The organism is Noviluteimonas lactosilytica (assembly GCF_020866925.1).
Lineage (GTDB): Bacteria > Pseudomonadota > Gammaproteobacteria > Xanthomonadales > Xanthomonadaceae > Noviluteimonas > Noviluteimonas lactosilytica.
Map to the genome: position 1 here is coordinate 361,270 of NZ_JAJGAK010000001.1, position 19,672 is coordinate 380,941.

Genomic DNA, 19,672 nt, shown 5'->3' on the forward strand with positions numbered 1-19,672 from the left:
CGTCGAGAAGTCGGTCAACGCTCTTCGCGGAACGCGATCGGCGGGCCCTTGGCCACGAACGGTGGACCGAACTCGGTCGGCAACCCCGTGCGCGTGCGGTACGGCATGACCAGGTCGATGCGCGAGCCGTCGACGTGGGCGATGTGCAGTCGGATCGCCGCGGTCATGCCGTCGCGCGGCGGATACAGGTGCACGTCGATGGCCAGCGCGTGCGCGATCGCGTCGTCGTCGAGTTCCCCGAGCGCGGCCGCGAGCGCGTCGAGGCGGCCCGCGTCTTCCGCTTCCTCGCGCATCGCGCGGTCGAAGCCGACCTGCACCACCTGGCCCGGATCCACGACGTAGCCGCCGAACGGATGGAAGGCGCCGAAGCGATCCAGCATCGCCCGCGCGAAGCCGAACAGCGCGTCGTGCAGCAGGTCGAAGTGGCGCGGCGAATGCATGGCTTATCGTCGGTCCGCAGGCGGCGTCGCGGCAAGGCGAAACGACGATGCAACGCCGGGATCGCGCAACCTTTTGCGTTCACGATGTCTTGACCCGCAAGCGACGGGCTTGCGTTACGTTGCGCGGATGGCGACGTCCGACAAAGCGTCCGCGCCCCACGCCCTCCCGGCCGCGCACGACGCGGCCGCCGATGCGCCGCACGGGATCTCCCGGATTTTCATGCGCCGCTCGCTGCACGCGCTCACCGACACCGAGCGCGCCAAGCTGATCGAGGCCCAGGTCGCCGCGACGCGCCCGATCGTCAGCGGCGTCGTCGCCAGCGGCGCGATGATCCTCGCGCTCACCGGCATGTTCGAAGTGGCCGGCGTCGCGCCCGACATCGGCTGGCCGTGGTGGGTGGTGGCCCTGGTGGCGCTGACCGTGGCCGGTTGCGCGGCCGCGATCTGGTCGCTCGACGATTGGCGGCCGCGCCTGATGCTGACGGTGCTGAGCGTGCTGCTGGTCGGCATTTTCCTGTCGGTGCCGATGCCGGGCGTCGACACGGTGGTCACCGGCCGCGCCGGGTTGTTCCACCTCATGCCGATCGCGCTGCTCGCGTTGATGGCGCGGCGCGTGTCGATGCTCGCGATCGCGGCGAGCATGCTGCTGATCGCAGCGATGCGCATCGGATTGCACGGCAATCCGCCGACGGGCGCGGCGCTGTACTGGCTGACGGTCGTCGTGTCGATCGGGTTCGGGCTGTTGCTCGGCGGCTATCGCACCGACTTCGCGGTCAGCACGTATCGCATCCGCCAGCGCCTGCGCGAACAGGCGACCACCGACGAACTCACCGGCCTGCGCAATCGCGCGGGCTGGAACCGCGAGGCGAGCGAGGCGCACGAGGATGCGATCCGGCGCGGGCGTTCGGCGAGCGTCGTGTTCTTCGACATCGACCACTTCAAGCGCGTCAACGACACCTTCGGCCACGCGGCGGGCGATCGCGTGATCCAGCAGCTCGGCCAGATCCTGCGCGAACGCGCGGGCCAGCGCTGCCTGTGCGCGCGCCTGGGCGGCGAGGAGTTCGTGGTGATGCTGATCGACGAAGCGCCCGAGGCGGTCGAAGGGTTCGTGCAGCGCGTGCGCAAGGAATTCGAGGACGCCGTGCGCGATGCGAACGTCACCGTCAGCGCGGGTGTCGCGCACCGCATCGCGGCCGAGAGCATGGGCCAGCACATGCGACGGGCGGACATCGCGTTGTACGAGGCGAAGGCGATGGGACGCGACCGGATGGTGGTCGCGCAAGCCTGAGCGCCCCGCTTCAACTCCCCACGCGAAGCGCGTCGCGATAGCGGCGGCTGCACGGCACGATGGTGCCGTCGCGCAACACCACGCGTGCATCGCCGGTGTCGAGCGGTTCGATCTGCGCGATGCAATCGAGGTTGACCATGTGGCTGCGGTGCACGCGCACGAAGCGCGCGGGATCGAGTTGTTGTTCGATCGCCGCCATCGTGCTGCGCAACGGATACTCGTGGCCGCGCACGCGCAGGTTCACGTAGTTGCCGGAGGCCTGCAGCGCTTCGACATCGTTGGCGGCGATCAGGAATTCCTTGCCGAGCTTGCGCACGAGGAAGCGTTCGGGGCGTTCGGCGAGCGCGGGGATCGGGGCGTCGTCGGGTTGCGCGAGCACGCTCGCTTCGCCCTGCCAGCGCCGCAGGAACCAGCGCCACGCTTCGATCGTCGCGACCAGGCCCGCGTAACTGCGCACGTCCTTGAGGTATTCGTAGCCCCATTCGCGCAGCCACGGCCCGAAGTCGTAACTGTCGCCCTGCACCGCGTAGGCGACCTTGCGAAGCGCGACCATCCCGCCGACATGCAAGGCCGACCACGCGACGCTGCCCAGCAGGTGCAGCGGCAATGCGCGCTTCCACGTGTCGAAGCGGACCGGGTTGAAACGCGTGAACCACGCGACCGCCGGGACCAGCGCGAGGCACACGATCGCGCTCGACCATTCCCACACCGCCGGCTCCCACGCAGCGAAGTCGAGGCCGGCGCGCTGGATGTCGAGCCAGGTCACGGCCGAGTTCGCGATCGCATTGAGCAGGTACGTCGCGACCCAGAAGCCGACTTCGAACGTGCGGCGCCACGGGCGGAAGCGGTCCCAGGCGGTGGGCGGCGGCAATGGGGGCGTCGACATGCCGCGCATTGTGGCCGAGCAACGCACGGGGACGGCAAGTGTTCGTCCCTCGGGTCCGCGATTCGTCCCTCTCTCCCGCGAATCAATCACTTCGCGCTGTTTTCCGCGCGCGCCGGGGCCGAAGGTCGATGCACCGCCACCCCCGGACCCGTGCCATGCAACCGCAACGCCGCCACGACATCGACGCCCTGCGCGCCTTCGCCTTCGGCCTGCTCATCCTCTACCACTGGGGCATGCTCTACGTGGGCGGCGAGGACTGGGACTGGCACCTGAAGTCCACGCATCTCGCGCCGTGGCTGCAACTGCCGATGCTCGCGGTGAATCGCTGGCGCATGGACCTGATCTTCCTGGTCTCGGGGCTGTCGGTGCATTTCCTGTTGCGCGACACGCGGATCGGTCGCTTCCTCGCGTTGCGCAGCTGGCGGCTGTTGCTGCCGCTGGTGTTCGGCATGTGGGTGGTCGTGCCGATCCAGCCGTATGCCGAGGGCGTGACGAACGGACTGGTGCAGCCGGGCTTCTTCGACTTCCTCGTGCGCTATTACGGGCGCACGGTGTGGCCGGAAGGCGCGTTCGCCGGTTGGGAACACGGGTTCACCTGGAACCACCTGTGGTACCTGGCGTACCTGTGGACCTATACGTGCGTGTTCGCGTTGCTGCTGCCGTTGCTGCGGCGCTTGCCGAATCCGCTGGCGCGCCTGCGCGGTGCGTGGCTGCTGGTGCTGCCCGCGCTGCCGCTCGCGGTGTTCACCGTGCTGCTGCAACCGCATTTCGAGGACACCGGCGATCTCGTCAACGATTGGTATCGCCACTCGATCTACTTCACCGTGTTCCTGTACGGGTGGTGGCTCGGCACGCATGAAGGCGTGTGGGCGGAACTGGTGCGGTTGCGTCGCCGGGCGCTGCTCGGTGCGATCGCGTTGTTCGCGGTGTACGTCACGTTGGCGCTCGCGCTGCCGGACGATGTCGGCGACGCGATGCAATCGACGATCTGGGTCCTGCGCAATCTCTACATCTGGTGGATGCTGTGCGCGATCCTCGGTTACGGCCGCGCGTATCTCGATCGCCCGTTCCGCTGGCTGCCGTGGGCGAACGAAGCGGTGTATCCATGGTACGTGCTGCACCAGAGCCTGATCGTAGCCTTCGCGTACTGGCTGCTGCCGATGCAACTCGGGCCGATCGCGGAGCCGGCGTTGGTGTTGATTGGCACGATCGCGGGGTGCGCGCTGCTGCACGCGGTGATTCGTCGCAGCGCGGTGTTGCGTCCGTTGTTCGGGTTGAAGCGCCGGCGTCAGGCCAGGGCGGCCTCGATGTCCTTCGACAAGGACTCGGGCGTGTCGGTCGGTGCGTAGCGCTTGCGCACCTTGCCGTCGCGACCGACGAGGAACTTGGTGAAGTTCCACTTGATCGCCGAGCCGAGCAATCCGCCCTTCTCTTCCTTCAACCACTTGTACAGCGGATGCGTGTTCGCGCCATTGACGTCGATCTTCGAGAACAGCGGGAAGTCGACGTCGTAGGTCAGCGAACAGAAGTTCTTGATCTCGGCCTCGTCGCCGGGCTCCTGGTGGCCGAACTGGTCGCAGGGAAACCCGAGCACGACGAGGCCGCGCTCGCGATAATCCGCCCAGAGCTTTTCCAGGCCGGTGTATTGCGGCGTGAACCCGCATTTGGACGCGACGTTGACGATCAGCAACGCCTTGCCCGCGTACTCGGACAGATCGCGCGGCTGGCCGTCGATGTCGGTGGCGGTGAAGTCGTAGGCGGTGGTCATTGTCGAATCGCCCTGAGAGTTGGGAGAAGAACAGGGGTCAGAGTACATTTTTCGCGAGCGAAAAATGTACTCTGACCCCCGTTTCACCCGACGGGTCTGCGAGACTTTTAGTGGCGCGCGGCGCCCTTGCCGGGCTCCGACACTTCCTTGACCACGTCGACGGTCATCTTGTCTTTCGCCGCCAGCGCGATGTCGGCGAGCGAGACGATGCCGGTGAGCTTGCCGCCGTTGCCGACGACGGGGACGCGGCGGATCTTCGCGGTTTCCATCAGCGCGGTCGCGTCCTTGATGGTGCTGTCTTCGCGCACGGTCTTGACCGGCGCGCTCATCGCATCGGACGCGGTGGCGTTCATCGTGTCGCGGCCTTCGGCGACAATGCGGATGGTGATGTCGCGATCGGTCACCACGCCCACCGGCATGCCGCGGTCATCGACCACCGGGATCTCGCCGCAGTCGTTGTCGATCATCATCCGGGCGACATCGCGCAAAGGCGTTTCTGCGGTGCAGCAGGCGGGGTTGGCGGTCATCACCGAAGTCACGTTGGCCATGGGAGCCTCCATCGATGGGGGAAGCGCCTATTTTTCCGATGCGGCGGTTCGCCTCGCGTGAACCGGCTTCGGAGCCCCATTCACCCTGCATGGCTTTCGTCATGGGTAGCCTGACACGCGCTCGGGTACATTCGCCGATTCCGTCCGACGAGACCCACCCATGAAGCACCCGCTCGCCTGCGCCCTGGCGCTCGCCCTCGCCGCAGGCCCGACGTTCGCCGCCGACCAGGCCGCGCAAGGAACTGCCGTGTCGACTCCCGCTTCTCCCCAGAATGCCCCTGCTTCCAATCCTTTCTTCGCCGACAGCACGCTGCCGCTGAAGTACCCCGCGTTCGACAAGATCCAGGACTCCGACTTCGCGCCCGCGTTCGACGCCGGCATGAAGGAAGAACTCGCCGAAGTCGACGCGATCGCCAACAACCCCGAACCGCCGACGTTCGACAACACCATCCTCGCGCTGGAGAAGAGCGGCCGCACGCTGTATCGCTCGCGCTCGGTGTTCTACAACCTCGTCGGCGCCGACAAGAACGACGCGCGCGAAGCGCTCGAAGAGAAGTACTCGCCGATCTTCGCCGCGCACCGCGACACCATCGTGCTGAACCCGAAGCTGTTCGCACGCATCCAGGCGCTCTACGACAAGCGCACCACGCTCGGCCTCGACGCCGAAGGCGTGCGCCTGGTCGAGCGCTACCACACCGACTTCACCCGCGCGGGCGCGAACCTCGACGACGCGCAGAAGGCGCGCCTGAAGGACATCAACGGCCAGCTCGCCAAGCTGAGCACGCAGTTCGACCAGAAGGTGCTGGCCGAGCGCAACGAGTCGGCGGTCGTCGTCGACACGCGCGCCGAGCTCGACGGCCTGAGCGCCGAACAGATCGACGCCGCGGCGCAGGTCGCCAAGTCGCGCGGCCTCGACGGCAAGTTCGTGCTGACGATCCTCAACACCACCGGCCAGCCGCCGGCGACGTCGCTGACCAACCGCGCGATCCGCGAAAAGCTGTACAAGGCCTCGATGTCGCGCAACAGCCGCGGCAACGCGAACGACACCACCGCGATCGTGTCGGAAGTCGTCAAGCTGCGCGCCGAACGCGCCAACCTGCTCGGCCATCCGAACTACGCTTCGTGGGTGCTCGAGGACGAAACCGCCAAGACGCCGCAGGCCGTCAACGAGATGCTCGGCAAGCTCGCGCCGCCCGCGGTCGCCAACGCGCGCCGCGAAGCCGCCGAACTGCAGGCGATGATCGACAAGGAACAGAAGGCCAAGGGCGAGCCGTCGTTCAAGCTCGAGCCGTGGGACTGGTCCTTCTATTCGGAGAAGGTGCGCAAGGAGAAGTACGCGTTCGACGAAACGCAGCTCATGCCGTACCTCGAGCTCGACCGCGTGCTGCAGGACGGCGTCTTCTTCGCCGCCACGCAGCTGTACGGCATCACCTTCAAGGAACGCACGGATCTGCCGAAGTACCATAAGGACACGCGCACGTTCGACGTGTTCGACAAGGACGGCACGCAACTGGCGATCTTCATCTTCGATCCGTTCGCGCGCGATTCCAAGCGCGGCGGCGCGTGGATGAACACCTACGTCGACCAGTCCGACCTGTTCGGCACCAAGCCCGTCGTGGCCAACCACCTCAACATCACCAAGGCGCCGGAAGGAAAGCCGACCCTGCTGACGTGGGATGAAGTGACCACGACCTTCCACGAGTTCGGCCACGCGCTGCACGGCATGTTCTCCGCGGTGAAGTACCCCTACTTCACCGGCACGAGCGTGCCGCGCGACTTCGTCGAGTTCCCCTCGCAGGTCAACGAGATGTGGGCCGACTGGCCGTCGGTGCTCGCCAACTACGCCAGGCACTACCAGACCGGCGCCGCGATGCCGAAGGAACTGCTCGACAAGGTCGTCGCCGCGTCGAAGTTCAACCAGGGCTTCACCACCACCGAATATCTCGGCGCGTCGCTGATCGACCAGGAACTGCACCAGATCGGCGTGAACCAGGTGCCCGCGCCGTCGCAGGTGATGGCGTTCGAAGCCGCGTCGCTGAAGAAGCACGGCGTCGACTTCGCGCCCGTGCCGCCGCGTTACCGCACGCCATACTTCAGCCACATCATGGGCGGCTACGCGGCGGGCTACTACGCGTACATCTGGTCGGAAGTGCTCGACGCCGACACCGTCGCGTGGATCGAAGCGCACGGCGGCCTGACCCGCGAGAACGGCGATCGCTTCCGCGCCACCCTGCTCTCGCGCGGCGGCACGAAGGATGCGCTGCAGTTGTTCCGCGACTTCTCGGGTCGCGACCCGGAGATCGGTCCGCTGCTCAAGCGCCGTGGCCTGGATGCGGCGCCGGAAGCCGACGACTCGCAGGCGCCGGCCGACGCCGAGCCGAAGGCCGCCGAACCGGCGGGCGGCTGATCGCGCCGCTTCACTGCACCTGAAAAAGCGAAAGGGCCGCGCGAAGCGGCCCTTTCCTTTTGCGTCCCTGCGCTGCGCCTTACGCGGCCGACTGCATCTGCACCGGCTTGTCGTCGCAGCAGCACGCGTCCTTGCTGAGCTTGGCCACCTGCCAGGCCGAATGCGCTTCTTCGCGCACTTCGTTCCAGCCGAGGTTCGAGTTGCCGCGCACGCGGCTCCAGTCGCTCGCCATCTGCGGCTCGACGTTCTGCCAGCTCATGTCGGGATAGAAACCGGTGGCGAGTTCGCCGAGTGCACGGGCGCGAGCGGAGGTGACTTCGTCGATGTCGCCGGCGGCGGCATGGAGGTGGATGACCATAGGGGGCTGGCTCGTAACGCGGGGGATGGGCGCGAATGTGCGCAAGGAGCTGTAACGGCTGAGTGAAAGGCGAACGGCCACCGCGCATTCAGACGTTGGGTTTCCGCAATACCGCCGCTTAGGGTTCGCGCTTGCGAACGGCCGCTGCGCGCGCTACACCTCGCCCATGGCACGCAAACGCACGCAAGGCACGTCTCCCGCCGGTGGCCGCGGCGCATTGCGCGCAACCGTGCGGGCGTGGTCGCGCCAGGGGATCGCCCTCAAGCTCGTGGGCTCCTTCCTCCACGCGAACAAGGTCGGCGGCTTCGATTGCCCCGGCTGCGCGTTCCCGGACAAGGCCGGCCACCCGCTGGTCGACAGCTGCGAACAGGGGCAGAAGGCGATCGCCTGGGAGATGACCCGCAAGGCGGTGGGCGCGGACTTCTTCGATGGCAGGACGCCGGCGCAGCTGCAGGCGATGGGCGACTTCGACCTGGAGTTCCAGGGACGATTGACGACGCCGGTGTTGTACGAGGCGAGCGTCGGCGCCTATCGCGCGATCGGCTGGGACGAGGCGTATGCGATCGCGGCGCGCGAGTTGCGCGCGCTGCCGCCAACGTCCGTCGCGTTCTACGCCTCGGGGCGCAGCAGCAACGAAGCCGCGTTCCTGTGGCAGCTCGCCGCGCGCGGTTACGGCAGCCCCAACCTGCCCGATTCGTCGAACTTCTGCCACGAGCCGTCGCACTACGCGCTCAAGCAGAGCATCGGCGTCGGCAAGGGCACCTGCACGCTCGACGACTTCGAACGCGCGGAATTGTTCCTCGTCGTCGGCCAGAATCCGGCGAGCAACCATCCCCGCATGATGGCCGCGTTGTACGAAGCGAAGCAGCGCGGCGCGACGATCCTCGCGATCAATCCGTTGCGCGAGCGCGGCTTCACCCACTTCTCCGATCCGAAGAACCTGGGCGAACTTGCGTCCGGACGCGGCATCGCGGTTGCCGACGCGATCTACCAGGTCGCGATCGGCGGCGACTTCGCCGCGCTCAAGGGCGTGATGAAGGCGCTGCTGGAGATGGAACGCGCGGCGCCTCGCAGCGTGTTCGACCACGACTTCATCGCGCAACACACGGAAGGATTCGACGCGTTGATCGCCGACCTCGATGCGTGCGACTGGGAAGTGCTCGTCGACCGCTCGGGGTTGCAGGAAGCGCAGATGCGCGAAATCGCCGCCCACTACGCGCGCGCCAAGGCGACGATGATCACCTGGTGCATGGGCCTCACCCATCACCCCGACGCGGTCGCGACCATCCAGCAGGTCGTGAACCTGCTGCTCCTGCGCGGCAACATCGGCCGCCCCGGCACGGGCGCGATGCCGGTGCGCGGGCATTCCAACGTGCAGGGCGATCGCACGATGGGCGCGACGTCGCAGGTGTCCGACAAGTACCTCGACAACATCGAAGCGACGTTCCCTGGCCTTGCGTTGTGCCGCGATGCGGGGCGCGATGCCGCCGCCGTGGTCGATGGCCTGTTCGACGGCAGCGTGCGCGCATTGCTGTCGCTGGGCGGCAACTTCGGTGTCGCCGCGCCGGATTCGCCGCGCGTGCTGGCGGCGCTCGAACGCTGCCGCTTCACCCTGCACGTCGCGACCAAGCTCAATCGCACGCACTGCCACCCGGGCGAGATCGGCTTGCTGCTGCCGACGCTCGGCCGCACCGACCGCGACCTGCGCCCCGGCGGCGAGCAGTGCATCTCCACGGAGGATTCGTCGAGCACCGTGCGCGCCTCGCGCGGCGTGCAGGCGCCGATCAGCGAGCTGCAACGCAGTGAACCGGCGATCGTCGCGGAGCTCGCGCAGGCGATCGGCGCAGCGCCGAGCGTGCCGTGGGGCGAGTTCGCCGACGATTACGCGTCGATCCGCGATCGCATCGAGCGGTGCCAGCGCGGCGTGAACGTGGGCTTCGACGGCTTCAACGAACGGCTCATGCGCGACGGGCGCTTCATGCTGCCCAACGCCGCCGCGCACCGGCAATGGAACACGGCGAACGGCAAGGCGCGCTTCATGGCGCACGCGTTGCGCGAGGACACGCCGGTGCGGCTTGCACGGCGCACGCACGGCGACGCGGCGCTCACGCTGATGACGATGCGTGCGCACGATCAGTTCAACACGACGGTGTACAGCAGCGACGATCGCTATCGCGGCGTCGAGGGCGACCGGCGCGTGGTGTTCCTCAACGCCGACGACCTTGCGCGGCGTGGCCTGCGCGACGGCGATCGCGTCGACATCGAATGCCTGGTGGACGATGGGCACGTGCGTCGCGTCGAAGCCTTCACGGCGCGTGCCTGGGACATCCCGCCGGGATGCTGCGCGGCGTATTACCCGGAAGCGAGCAGCCTGATCGCATCGTCGGTGTACGCCGCGGGCGCGCACACACCGCTGTACAAGGAGATGCCGGTGAAGGTGACGCGCGCGGTCGCTCGCACGCCAGGCTGAGCGGCGCTTCCGATCAGTCGAGCAGTGCCGACAGGTCCGCGACGAACCCCCGCCACTCGCGCTCGCGCGACGCCGAATCGCGCTGTCGCAACACGAACGAGGGATGCACCGTCGCAATCGCGCGCGCCCCGCTCGGCAATTCGATCCACTGCCCGCGCTGCTGCATCAACTTGAACTTCGTCCCGAGCACGTTGCGTGCGGCGATCGCGCCCAGGCACACGACGACCTCCGGCTTGATGCGCGCCAGCTCACCCTCGAGCCAGAGGCGGCACGCGCGTTGTTCGCCCGGGTTCGGACTCTTGTGCAAACGCACCTTGCCGCGTTGCTCGAACTTGAAGTGCTTCACCGCGTTGGTGACATAGACCTGCCTGCGATCGATGCCGAGTTCGTCGAGCGCCTTGTCGAACAGTTGGCCGGCGGGACCGACGAACGGATGCCCCGCAAGATCTTCCTTGTCGCCGGGTTGTTCGCCGACGACCACGATGCGGGCGCGCGCGGGGCCTTCGCCGAAGACCGTTTGCGTCGCATGCTTCCAGAGGTCGCAGCGTTTGCAGTCTTCGGCCGCTTCGCGCAGTGCGGAAAGGCTGCGGCCTTTCGGCTCGGGTGCGGTGCCTTCGGGGACGTTGCGCTTGGGCATGGGCGCAAGCGTCTCGCAGGGTCAGTGAAGGTTGAGCGGATCGGAGAGGCGCGGATCGCGTGAGCGCGTCTCGCCGTGCAGCGTCGGCTCGGGTTCACGCAACAACGCGCGCTTCCACGCGTTCTGGTCGGCCAGCGTCGTCTCGACGTGCCAATGCACGTTGCCGGCGACGAACGTCGCGACCGCGATGCCGTCGCGATACAGCACGCGCGCACCGAGTTGGCGCGGCACCTTGTCGCCTGCGAGCACGGTGCCGACGAGGTTGAGCGGATCGAGCGCGGAAAGACTGACCAGCGCGCCGTCGTGCGCGCGCTTGCGCACCGCGCGCATCGCGGCCACCGCTTCCGGCAACGCGAATTGTTCGCCCGAAAGGCCCGCGATGAAACGCCCGCCGCGGATTTCGCCGCGCGCTTCGAGGCGGTGGTAGACGCGCAGCAACTCGCGCCACGGCGGCAACCACGCGGCTTCGCGTTCGAGCAGGCGCCAACCGACCACGCCGTAACGACGCAGCAAGGTGCGCGCGATGTGTTCGATCGATTCCGGATCCACCGTGTCCGGTGCTTCGGCCTTGCGCGTCAGCGTCCAGCGGCCCGCGTCTTCGATGCCGAACAGCGAGGCGCGACGATTGCGGCGTCCGCCGAACGCATGCGGCCGCTTCGACTGCGGCACGAGCAGCGCGCGCAGGCCCGCGAAGCTGTCGCAATGCACGCGGCCACGCGCGACGAGCTCGGCGAGCGCGTCTTCGAGTTCGGTGCGCAACAGGTGCGCGCCGGTGACCAGTTCGTCGAAGAACGACGCGCCGTTGTCGCGCAGGTACTCGACCACCTTCTCCGCGCGCGACGACAAAGCCGGCTCTTCATCCTTGCGTTGCGCGGCGACTTGCGACCAGGTCGCGAGTTGTCGGCGCGGCAACAACACGATCGGCGTCGCGCGCACCGGCGCGGTGCGGCCGGCGCCCTGCCCGTCCGCGGATGGCGTCGCGTTGCGCAGGCGCGCCCACGTCGTGCGGCCGGCGGTGCACAGATCGTCGAGCCACGCGATCGAGTAATCGTTGACGCGCGAAGGCAGCAGGTCCGATTCCCACGACGCGGCGGGCGCTTCGAACCCTTCCAGTTGCGCGACCACGCCGGCGAGCGCTTCGGGCCCACTCACGCGCGTCGACGGCGAAACGCGCTGCCAGTCGAACAGGAACCGCATGAAATCGCGCGGTTCGACCGGCTGGATCTCGCGGCGCAGTCGGCCGATGGTGTAACGGTGGATGCGCGCGAGCAGGTGGCGTTCGCACCACTCTTCTTCGTTCGGCGCGTCGGGCCCCGAAGAGAAGCGGCCGCGCATGACGAAGCCCTCGTTCTCCAGCGCGAGCAACGCGAGATCGATGTCGCTGCGCGGCAACGCGAGCGATTCGGCCATCGTCGCGGCGGTCACCGGACCGAGACCCGTGAGGCGTGCACGCACGAGGGCAATGGCGGCTTCTTCGCGCGCCCATTCGCGCGCATAGGAATCGGGGACGCCGATCTTCGGCGACCACGCCGCTTCGGGATGCAGGACCTTCGCCTGGGGCAAGCGTTCGGCGGCCCACCAGAGGCCCGCACCTGCATCGACGCGCGTCGCGCGCTTCGACTTCGCGAGCGACTGCAGCATCGGCAGCCACCCATGCAGGTCCGCTTCGGCGACGGTGACCGCGCCGAGCCCCATCAACGCTTCGTGCATTTCGTCGGCGTTGCGCGCATCGGGCCAGGCCTGCGCGCGCACTTCGGCGATCGCTTCCGGATCGAGGCGACCGAGATCGGTGGCGTCGTCGGCTTCCGCGTAGCGTCGCGCCATCACCGCCTGCGTGCGGCGTTCTTCCAGCGGCGCGTCGTCGAGGAACGCATACGGCCGCGCGTTGAGCGCTTCGGCGGCGAACGGCGACGGCGCGGTGAGGTCGCGCGCGACGACTTCGATCGCGCCCGACTGCATGCCGCGCAACACCTCGAGCCAGCCTTCGGCGTCCATCGCTTCGTGCAGGCAGTCGTCGAGCGTCTGTGCGACCAGCGGATGTTCGGGGACTTCGCGTTCGCCGACGAGGTTCTCCGCGCACGCGACCTGGTCGGGGAACACCGTGGCGAGCAGATCCTCCGACTTCATGCGCTGCAACTGCGGCGCGACCTTCTTGCTGCCGGAGAAGCGTGGCAATGCGAGCGCGGTCGTCGCATTCCAGCGCCAGCGCACGCCGAACAGCGGCGCGTCGAGCAGCGCCTGCACGAGGATGTCCTGCGCCGAGTTCGGATGCAGATACGAGGCGACATCGATCAGCGGGAAGCTGTGGCTGGTCGACAGCGACAGCACGATCGCATCCTCGGTCGCCGCCGCCTGCAGTTCGAAGTTGAACTTGCGGCAGAAGCGCTTGCGCAGCGCCAGGCCCCACGCGCGGTTGATGCGGCTTCCGAACGGCGAATGCACGATCAGCTGGGTGCCGCCGGATTCGTCGAAGAAGCGCTCGAGCACGACGCGCTGCTGCGTCGGCATGACGCCGAGCGCGGTCACCTGTCGCGCGAAATAATCGGCGAGCTGGCGCGCGGTGTGTTCGTCGAGGCCGACGTCTTCGATCAGGAACTTCGCGGGATCGTCGCCGCGCTCCACGCACTGCGTCAGTGCCGCACGCAGGCGCGACACGCCGCCGGACAACTCGTCGGTGCGCCCCGGCGCTTCGCCGAGCCAGAACGGGATCGACGGCGGCGCGCCCTGCGCATCCTCGACGCGCAGGCGGCCCGGTTCGACGCGAAGGATGCGGTAGCTCGCGTTGCCGAGCTGGAAGATGTCGCCGGCGAGGCTTTCGATCGCGAAGTCTTCGTTGACGTTGCCGATCGTGCTGGCTTGCGGTTCGAGGATCACCGCGTAGTCGCCCGTATCGGGGATCGTGCCGCCGGACATCACCGCGGTCTGGCGGCCGCCGGCGCGACCGCGCAGGCGCTTGTGCACGGCGTCTCGATGCAGGTAGCTCGCGCGATGACCGCGTCGCGTGGTGAAGCCTTCGACCAGCATCATGATCGTGTCGTCGAAGTCCTTGCGCGACAGGTCGCGATACGGCCACGCGCGACGGGCCAGGTCGTACAGCTCGTCTTCGTTGCACTCGCGCGCCGAGACCTCGGCGACGAGTTGCTGCGCGAGCACGTCGAGCGGCGCGTGCGGGATGATCAGCGCATCGAGTTCGCCGCGACGCACGCAGTCGAGGAGCGCGGCGCATTCGGCGAGATCGTCGCGCGACTGCGGGAACAGGCGCCCCTTCGGCGTGCCGCCGACGTAGTGGCCGGAACGACCGACGCGTTGCAGGAACGCGGCAATCGCACGGGGTGAACCGAGTTGCACCACGAGATCGACGTCGCCGATGTCGATGCCGAGTTCGAGCGACGCCGTGGCGACGAGCACCTTCAGATCGCCGCGCTTCAGGCGTTGCTCCGCATCCAGCCGCAACTCCTTCGCCAGCGAACCGTGGTGCGCGGCGACGTGCTCCTTGCCTAGGCGTTCGCCGAGATGGCGCGCGGCACGTTCGGCCATGCGTCGCGTGTTGACGAATACGAGCGTCGTCTTGTGCTGCTCGACGAGTTGCGCGATGCGCGTGTACACCTGTTCCCATTGCTCGTTCGACATCACCGCCTGCAGCGGCGTCGGCGGCGTTTCGATGGCGAGGTCGCGTTCACGGGTGTAACCGATGTCGACGATGTCGCATGCCGGCTCGCCCTGCGCATCGACATGGCCTGCGCCGACGAGGAAGCGCGCGACTTCGTCGATGGGCTTCTGCGTCGCGGAAAGACCGACGCGCGTGAGGCGGCGGCCGCAAAGATCGTCGAGGCGTTCGAGCGACAGCGACAGGTGGCTGCCACGCTTGCTCGCCGCGACGGCGTGGATTTCATCGACGATCACCGTGCGCGCAGTCGACAGCATCGCGCGCCCCGAATCGGAACCGAGCAGCACGTACAGCGACTCGGGCGTGGTGACGAGGATGTGCGGCGGCGTCTTGCGCATCTTCGCGCGCTCGCCCTGCGTCGTGTCGCCGGTGCGCACGGCGGTGCGGATCGCGACATCAGGCAGGCCGAGGCGTTCGAGTTCCGCGCGGATGCCTTCGAGCGGCGCTTCCATATTGACGTGGATGTCGTTCGACAGCGCCTTCAGCGGCGAGACGTAAACCACCTGCGTCGCTTCGGGCAGCCCTTCCGGCGAGAGCCCTTCACGCACCAGCGCATCGATCGCCGCCATGAATGCGGTGAGCGTCTTGCCCGAACCGGTCGGCGCGGCGACGAGCGTGTTCCGCCCGCCTTCGATCGACGGCCAGGCTTGCACCTGTGCCTGCGTGGGCGCGGGGAACGTGCGGGAGAACCACCCGGCGACCGCGGGGTGGAAGAGCTCGAGGACGGAGGATGCGGGGGACGACATCGCCGGGGAATTATGCGACCTGGGATGTGAATCCACGACTGCGGGGAAACGGGAAACATGAAGCGGGAAACGGGAAAATGAACGGCGCTTCGACCGACGGACCCACGAGCCGAATCGAGCGCCAATCTCCCGTTTCCCGCTTCATGTTTCCCGTTTCCCCGCGCGGGTTCAGCGCGGCGCCACATACCCCCCCGGCACCCCCATCGGCGACAACACCACCTGCCACAGATGGATATGCCTCGACCGGAAACTCGCCATCGACCCCGCGAGATAGAACCGCCACATCCGCCGGAAGCGCTCGTCGTACCGCGACGGCAATCGATCCCACGCCGTTTCGACGTTCTCGCGCCAGGCCTGCAGCGTGCGGTCGTAGTCGGCGCCGAAGTTGTGCCAGTCCTCGATCACGAAGCGGCCTTCCGCTGCGGCCGCGATCTGCTTCGCCGACGGCAGCATCGAGTTCGGGAAGATGTAGCGCGCGATCCACGGATCGGTGTGGTCGACCGACGTGCTGCCGCCGATCGTGTGCAGCAGGAACAGGCCGCCGCCGGGTGCATCGGGTGCGAGGCAACGGCGCGCGACGTCGAAATACTCCGGGTAGTTGCGCACGCCCACGTGTTCGAACATGCCGAGCGAGAACACGCGTTCGAAGCCGCCGTCCGAGGCATCGAGTTCGCGGTAATCCTGCAGGCGGATCTCGATCGGCAGGCCCGCGCACAGCGCGCGCGCGTATTCGGCCTGCTCGCGCGACACCGTCACGCCGACGCCGCGCACGCCGTAACGCTCCGCGGCGAACTTCAACGCTTCGCCCCAGCCGCAACCGATGTCGAGCACGCGCATGCCCGCGCGCAGGCCGAGCTTGCGGCAGACGAGATCGAGCTTGGCTTCCTGCGCGGCGTCGAGATCGATTGCGTCGCGCCAGTAACCGCAGCTGTACACCAGTCGCTTGCCGAGCATCGCGCGATACAGGTCGTTGCCGAGATCGTAGTGGCGTTCGCCGACTTCGAAACTGCGCGCGCCCGACTGCATGTTCAGCAAGCGCGCGCGCAACGCATCCCAGACTTCGCCGACGCCGCGTACCTTCTGGTCGATGTCGGCCGTCAGCAGGCGGAACAACATGCCGTCGAGATCGCCGACGTCCCACCAACCGTCCATGTACGACTCGCCGAGCCCCAGCGAACCCTGCGCGAGCACGCGACGAAAGAAACGCGCGTCGCGGATGCGCGGATCCCAGGCTTCCGCCCCGCCCGCGCGCGTGTCGTCGACCCACAGGTCGGCGTCGTGGAACAGCTGCTCGATGCGATGGCGGAAAGGATGCGGCATGGCGTTCCTCGCGCCCGCGTTTCCTCAGCCGCCGCGGAACAATGACCGATACGCGGGCGCGACGTGCGGCAGCAGCACCTCGGCGGGCACGTCGACGGTCTGCGTGCCGTCGGCGTAAGGCCCGACCTGGTACGGCGGGAACACGAAGCGCAACGCGTCGATGCGGCCATCGCGGCCCACGCGCGGCTCGAATTCGGAGAACGCGTCGGCCTTCGGCTCGGTGCCGTCGTCGATCATGCGCGTCGCATCCTTGAGCATGTCGGCGCGGTTTTCGGCGGGCACGTCGTCGGCGTCGATGCGTTGCGACAACGCGGTGTGCAACTGCTCGCGCACGAAATCGGAGATCGCCTGCCAGCCCTGCGGATCCGGCACCAGCTGGGCGGAGGTGAGCATCGCGTTGCGTTGCGGCAGCCACACCCAGCGCGCGATCAGCGGCGAACCGTGCGCGCCGCCGGTGTAGAGGCTGCCGTCGGCGCCGATCGCGACGAGGTTCGGCGAATCGACGAGCGTCGTGTACGCCAGGCTCAACTCGTACGGCGCCGTCGGCGTGTCGTTGCCGAGGCCTTCGACCGAATCCATCAGGTCGCGGCGCGCTTCGCCCGCGTAACGCGTGAGCGCGGCGACGAGGCCCGGATAGGGCGCGGCTTCCTTCGGATAGCTGATGCCGATGACGTAACGCGGCGTGGTTTCGACGACGTCGGCCAGCGACGCTGCGGCGGACGTCGAGGCAGCGGCCGGCGCGGTGGCCGTGCTCGAAGCGCCGGGTGTGGCGGGCGCCGAGGGCGCGGGCGCCTGGCGGTTGCAGGCGGCAAGACCCGCCGCAAGGAGAACAGCGGTCATGCAGGAACCGGCGAAAGCACGGCGAATCATTGCGGCAGTCCATTGGCGCGGGGGTCGCGGCGCAAATTATCGCCAGTGGCGTGATGCCTGAATACACCTGCCGACGATCGGCATGCAGTCCGCACGCTGACCCCTGCCGGCTGCCCTCCACGTTGTCCGGCTTGCTACCGCCCGGGAGTCGAGAGTGTCCTTCTTCGAGGAACTCAAGCAGCGCCGCGTGTTCCGCGTCGGCACGGTGTACCTGGTGGTGGCCTGGGTGGGCATCCAGGCCGCTTCCATCGCCCTGCCCGCGTTCGACGCGCCGGCGTGGGCCCTGCGCGTGCTCATCCTCCTGTTCGCGCTCGGTTTTCCACTGGCGCTGCTGTTGTCCTGGGCGCTCGACGTCACCCCGGAAGGCCTGCGCTTCACTGCCGGCAAGGTCGGCAACAAGCGCATGGGCGGGGTGTGCGCGGGATTGGCGGTGCTGGCGGTGCTCTGGTACTTCCAGGGCCAGCCGGCGTTCCGCCGCGCGCAGGCGCCGGAGCGTTCGATCGCCGTCATGCCGTTCGACAACATGAGCGGCAATCCCGCCAACGACTACTTCAGCGACGGCCTGGCCGAGACCACGCTCGACATGCTCTCGCAGGTGCCCGACCTGAAGGTCATCGCGCGCACCTCGTCGTTCGCGTTCAAGGGCAAGCCGACGGACATGCGCGAAATCGGCCGCAAGCTCGGCGCCGCGCACTTGCTGGAAGGCAGCGTGCAGCAGGCCGGCGACACGGTGCGCATCACCGTGCAGTTGATCCGCGCGAAGGATGGCGCGCACCTGTGGTCGCAGCGCTACGACCGCAAGGTCACCGATGTCTTCCGCATCCAGGACGAGATCGCGACCTCCGTCGTCGATGCGCTCGCGTTGAAGCTGCCGGAGTCGACGCAGCGGCGACTGGTGCAGAAACGCACCGACAACGTCGCCGCGTACGACGCCTACCTCAAGGGCATCGCGTTGATGCCGCGACGCGGCACGGCCGAACTGCGCGAAGCGCTCGGCCACTTCGAACGCGCGATCGCGCTGGACCCGGAATACGTGCGCGCTTACGTCGGTGCACACGACTGCATCCACCTGCTCAACATCTACGGCGGCGGCGTGGAAGACGAACTCAAACAGAAAGGCGCGCGCTACCTCGAACGTGCGATGGCGCTCGGCCCGAACCTCGGGGAGGCGCACGTGTCGAAGGGCGTGGCGCTGGAAAACACCGGTAACCCGGAGGCCGCCATCGCCGAATACCGTCGAGGCCTCGCACTGTCGCCCGGTTACGCGAGCGGCTGGCAATGGCTCGGGGAAATCACGGCGTTCACCTACGGCGACTACAACCAGGCGTTGCCGTTGCTTGCGAAGGCGCGCGAACTGGATCCTTTGTCGCCGGTGATCAACGGCACCTACCTGTTCCATCTCGCGCAGAGTGGCCGCGTCGAGGAAGCCTTGACCGGCATGGACGCATCGATCGCCGAAAATCCGCGCGTCGCGCGCAGCTACGACGATCGCGCGTTCGTCCACCAGATGCGCGGCGACCTGGTCGCCAGCCTCCGGGATTCCAAGCGCGAAGGCGAACTCGATCCGAAGGCTTACGGCATGCGTTCGAATCGCTGCATGACGCTCATGGACTTCGGCGCGCTCGACGACGCCGAAACCTGCTTGCGACCGCTGGTGGCGGCGTCGCCGAATGCGGCTTTCGCGCAACTCACGCAGGCGCGGCTTGCGTACTTCCGTGGCGACCTGGGCACTGCCGAGCGTTTCGTGCTGGCGACCAAGGAGGCGCAGGGCGTGCCGTTCTACGTCGCCGCGATCCGGATGCGCCGCAACGATCCGCAGGGCGCACTCGCGATCTACAAGTCGATGCTGCCCGAGGTGCTCGCCGAGTCGCGCGCGCCCCGCCCCGGCGAGGCGACCGATGCCATCTACGCGGGCATCGCGTTGATGCGGACGGGCGAGGACGCGCGGGGTCGGCGACTGGTCCACGCTGCGCTGGCCGCCATTCGCGACCGCCCCCACATGGCGGCGGCTGCAGGCCGCGGATGGATGGAAGTGATCGCGCACGAAGCGATGGGCGATCGCCCGGCGGCATTGGCCGCGTTGCAACGCGGCGTCGACGCCGGCTTCGCGCAGTTGATCGCCGGCATGGACGCCGACCCGATGCTCGCCGACCTGCGCCGCGACCCGCGGTACGAACGCATCCTCGCGCCGTCGCGTGCGATGGCGCGGGCGCAGGTGGATGCCGCGCGCGAGGCGGGGCTGCTTTAAGAGCAGGAGCAGAAACAGG

Annotated in this window: 13 protein-coding genes and 1 pseudogene; 5 read left to right on the forward strand and 9 right to left on the reverse strand. The window is 67.9% G+C overall.

What is annotated here, in order from left to right:
- Nucleotides 1–14: 14 nt before the first annotated feature.
- The gene (locus LK996_RS01765; RefSeq protein WP_230525460.1) at nt 15–440 is read right to left on the reverse strand and encodes a hypothetical protein; all 426 of its coding nucleotides are present in this window, start codon (nt 438–440) and stop codon (nt 15–17) included.
- Nucleotides 441–660: 220 nt separating this feature from the next.
- Here LK996_RS01765 and LK996_RS01770 point away from each other — a divergent pair, with 220 nt between their 5' ends.
- Nucleotides 661–1,728, forward strand: coding sequence for a GGDEF domain-containing protein (locus LK996_RS01770; RefSeq protein WP_230525461.1), 1,068 nt, complete (start codon nt 661–663; stop codon nt 1,726–1,728).
- A gap of 10 nt (nt 1,729–1,738) precedes the next feature.
- Here the strand turns inward: LK996_RS01770 and LK996_RS01775 are convergent, their stop codons facing one another.
- A complete protein-coding gene (locus LK996_RS01775) occupies nt 1,739–2,614 on the reverse strand; it encodes a LytTR family DNA-binding domain-containing protein (RefSeq protein ID WP_230525462.1) in 876 nt (291 codons plus the stop codon).
- Nucleotides 2,615–2,769: 155 nt separating this feature from the next.
- Between LK996_RS01775 and LK996_RS01780 the strand changes: the two genes are divergently transcribed.
- Nucleotides 2,770–3,963, forward strand: a complete 1,194-nt coding sequence (locus LK996_RS01780; protein ID WP_230525463.1) for an acyltransferase family protein — start codon at nt 2,770–2,772, stop codon at nt 3,961–3,963.
- Here LK996_RS01780 and LK996_RS01785 read toward each other — a convergent pair.
- Together LK996_RS01785 and LK996_RS01790 are read right to left on the reverse strand one after the other, a co-directional pair.
- Nucleotides 3,903–4,382, reverse strand: a complete 480-nt coding sequence (locus LK996_RS01785) for a glutathione peroxidase (protein WP_230525464.1) — start codon at nt 4,380–4,382, stop codon at nt 3,903–3,905. The two genes, LK996_RS01780 and LK996_RS01785, sit on opposite strands and share 61 nt — an antisense overlap.
- Before the next feature lie 107 nt (nt 4,383–4,489).
- Complete coding sequence (locus LK996_RS01790; protein ID WP_230525465.1) at nt 4,490–4,930, reverse strand: CBS domain-containing protein; 441 nt, start codon at nt 4,928–4,930, stop codon at nt 4,490–4,492.
- 160 nt (nt 4,931–5,090) lie between these two features.
- On the opposite strand from LK996_RS01790, the gene LK996_RS01795 reads away from it, so the two are divergent.
- On the forward strand, nt 5,091–7,337 hold the full coding sequence (locus LK996_RS01795; RefSeq protein WP_230525466.1) for a M3 family metallopeptidase: 2,247 nt from the start codon (nt 5,091–5,093) through the stop codon (nt 7,335–7,337).
- Nucleotides 7,338–7,416: 79 nt separating this feature from the next.
- Here the strand turns inward: LK996_RS01795 and LK996_RS01800 are convergent, their stop codons facing one another.
- Nucleotides 7,417–7,695, reverse strand: a complete 279-nt coding sequence (locus LK996_RS01800; protein WP_230525467.1) for a hypothetical protein — start codon at nt 7,693–7,695, stop codon at nt 7,417–7,419.
- Nucleotides 7,696–7,861: 166 nt separating this feature from the next.
- Here LK996_RS01800 and LK996_RS01805 point away from each other — a divergent pair, with 166 nt between their 5' ends.
- Nucleotides 7,862–10,165: an FdhF/YdeP family oxidoreductase gene (locus LK996_RS01805; RefSeq protein ID WP_230525468.1), complete on the forward strand. Its 2,304-nt coding sequence runs from the start codon at nt 7,862–7,864 to the stop codon at nt 10,163–10,165.
- Nucleotides 10,166–10,178: 13 nt separating this feature from the next.
- Here LK996_RS01805 and LK996_RS01810 read toward each other — a convergent pair.
- The 4 genes and pseudogenes from LK996_RS01810 to LK996_RS01825 form a co-directional block, all read right to left on the reverse strand.
- Nucleotides 10,179–10,808, reverse strand: a pseudogene (locus LK996_RS01810) (UdgX family uracil-DNA binding protein); the annotation flags it as partial.
- A 15-nt stretch (nt 10,809–10,823) separates the two neighbouring features.
- On the reverse strand, nt 10,824–15,215 hold the full coding sequence (locus LK996_RS01815; protein WP_230525469.1) for a DEAD/DEAH box helicase: 4,392 nt from the start codon (nt 15,213–15,215) through the stop codon (nt 10,824–10,826).
- A 168-nt stretch (nt 15,216–15,383) separates the two neighbouring features.
- The gene (cfa, locus tag LK996_RS01820; protein ID WP_230525470.1) at nt 15,384–16,535 is read right to left on the reverse strand and encodes a cyclopropane fatty acyl phospholipid synthase; all 1,152 of its coding nucleotides are present in this window, start codon (nt 16,533–16,535) and stop codon (nt 15,384–15,386) included.
- Nucleotides 16,536–16,559: 24 nt separating this feature from the next.
- Entirely contained in the window at nt 16,560–17,375 is an 816-nt protein-coding gene (locus tag LK996_RS01825; protein ID WP_230525471.1) for a DUF3298 and DUF4163 domain-containing protein, read from the reverse strand.
- A 184-nt stretch (nt 17,376–17,559) separates the two neighbouring features.
- Between LK996_RS01825 and LK996_RS16660 the strand changes: the two genes are divergently transcribed.
- A complete protein-coding gene (locus LK996_RS16660; protein WP_230525472.1) occupies nt 17,560–19,653 on the forward strand; it encodes a tetratricopeptide repeat protein in 2,094 nt (697 codons plus the stop codon).
- Nucleotides 19,654–19,672 lie beyond the last annotated feature (19 nt).

Excerpts from the sequence above, each read along its gene's own strand:
- LK996_RS01795 (WP_230525466.1), top strand. The coding sequence starts at position 5,091 with ATGAAGCACCCGCTCGCCTGCGCCCTGGCGCTCGCCCTCGCCGCAGGC.
- LK996_RS01815 (WP_230525469.1), bottom strand. The coding sequence starts at position 15,215 with ATGTCGTCCCCCGCATCCTCCGTCCTCGAGCTCTTCCACCCCGCGGTC.
- LK996_RS01785 (WP_230525464.1), bottom strand. The coding sequence starts at position 4,382 with ATGACCACCGCCTACGACTTCACCGCCACCGACATCGACGGCCAGCCG.
- LK996_RS01770 (WP_230525461.1), top strand. The coding sequence starts at position 661 with ATGCGCCGCTCGCTGCACGCGCTCACCGACACCGAGCGCGCCAAGCTG.
- LK996_RS01780 (WP_230525463.1), top strand. The coding sequence starts at position 2,770 with ATGCAACCGCAACGCCGCCACGACATCGACGCCCTGCGCGCCTTCGCC.
- LK996_RS01790 (WP_230525465.1), bottom strand. The coding sequence starts at position 4,930 with ATGGCCAACGTGACTTCGGTGATGACCGCCAACCCCGCCTGCTGCACC.
- LK996_RS01825 (WP_230525471.1), bottom strand. The coding sequence starts at position 17,375 with ATGACCGCTGTTCTCCTTGCGGCGGGTCTTGCCGCCTGCAACCGCCAG.
- LK996_RS01805 (WP_230525468.1), top strand. The coding sequence starts at position 7,862 with ATGGCACGCAAACGCACGCAAGGCACGTCTCCCGCCGGTGGCCGCGGC.
- cfa (WP_230525470.1), bottom strand. The coding sequence starts at position 16,535 with ATGCCGCATCCTTTCCGCCATCGCATCGAGCAGCTGTTCCACGACGCC.
- LK996_RS01765 (WP_230525460.1), bottom strand. The coding sequence starts at position 440 with ATGCATTCGCCGCGCCACTTCGACCTGCTGCACGACGCGCTGTTCGGC.
- LK996_RS01800 (WP_230525467.1), bottom strand. The coding sequence starts at position 7,695 with ATGGTCATCCACCTCCATGCCGCCGCCGGCGACATCGACGAAGTCACC.
- LK996_RS01775 (WP_230525462.1), bottom strand. The coding sequence starts at position 2,614 with ATGTCGACGCCCCCATTGCCGCCGCCCACCGCCTGGGACCGCTTCCGC.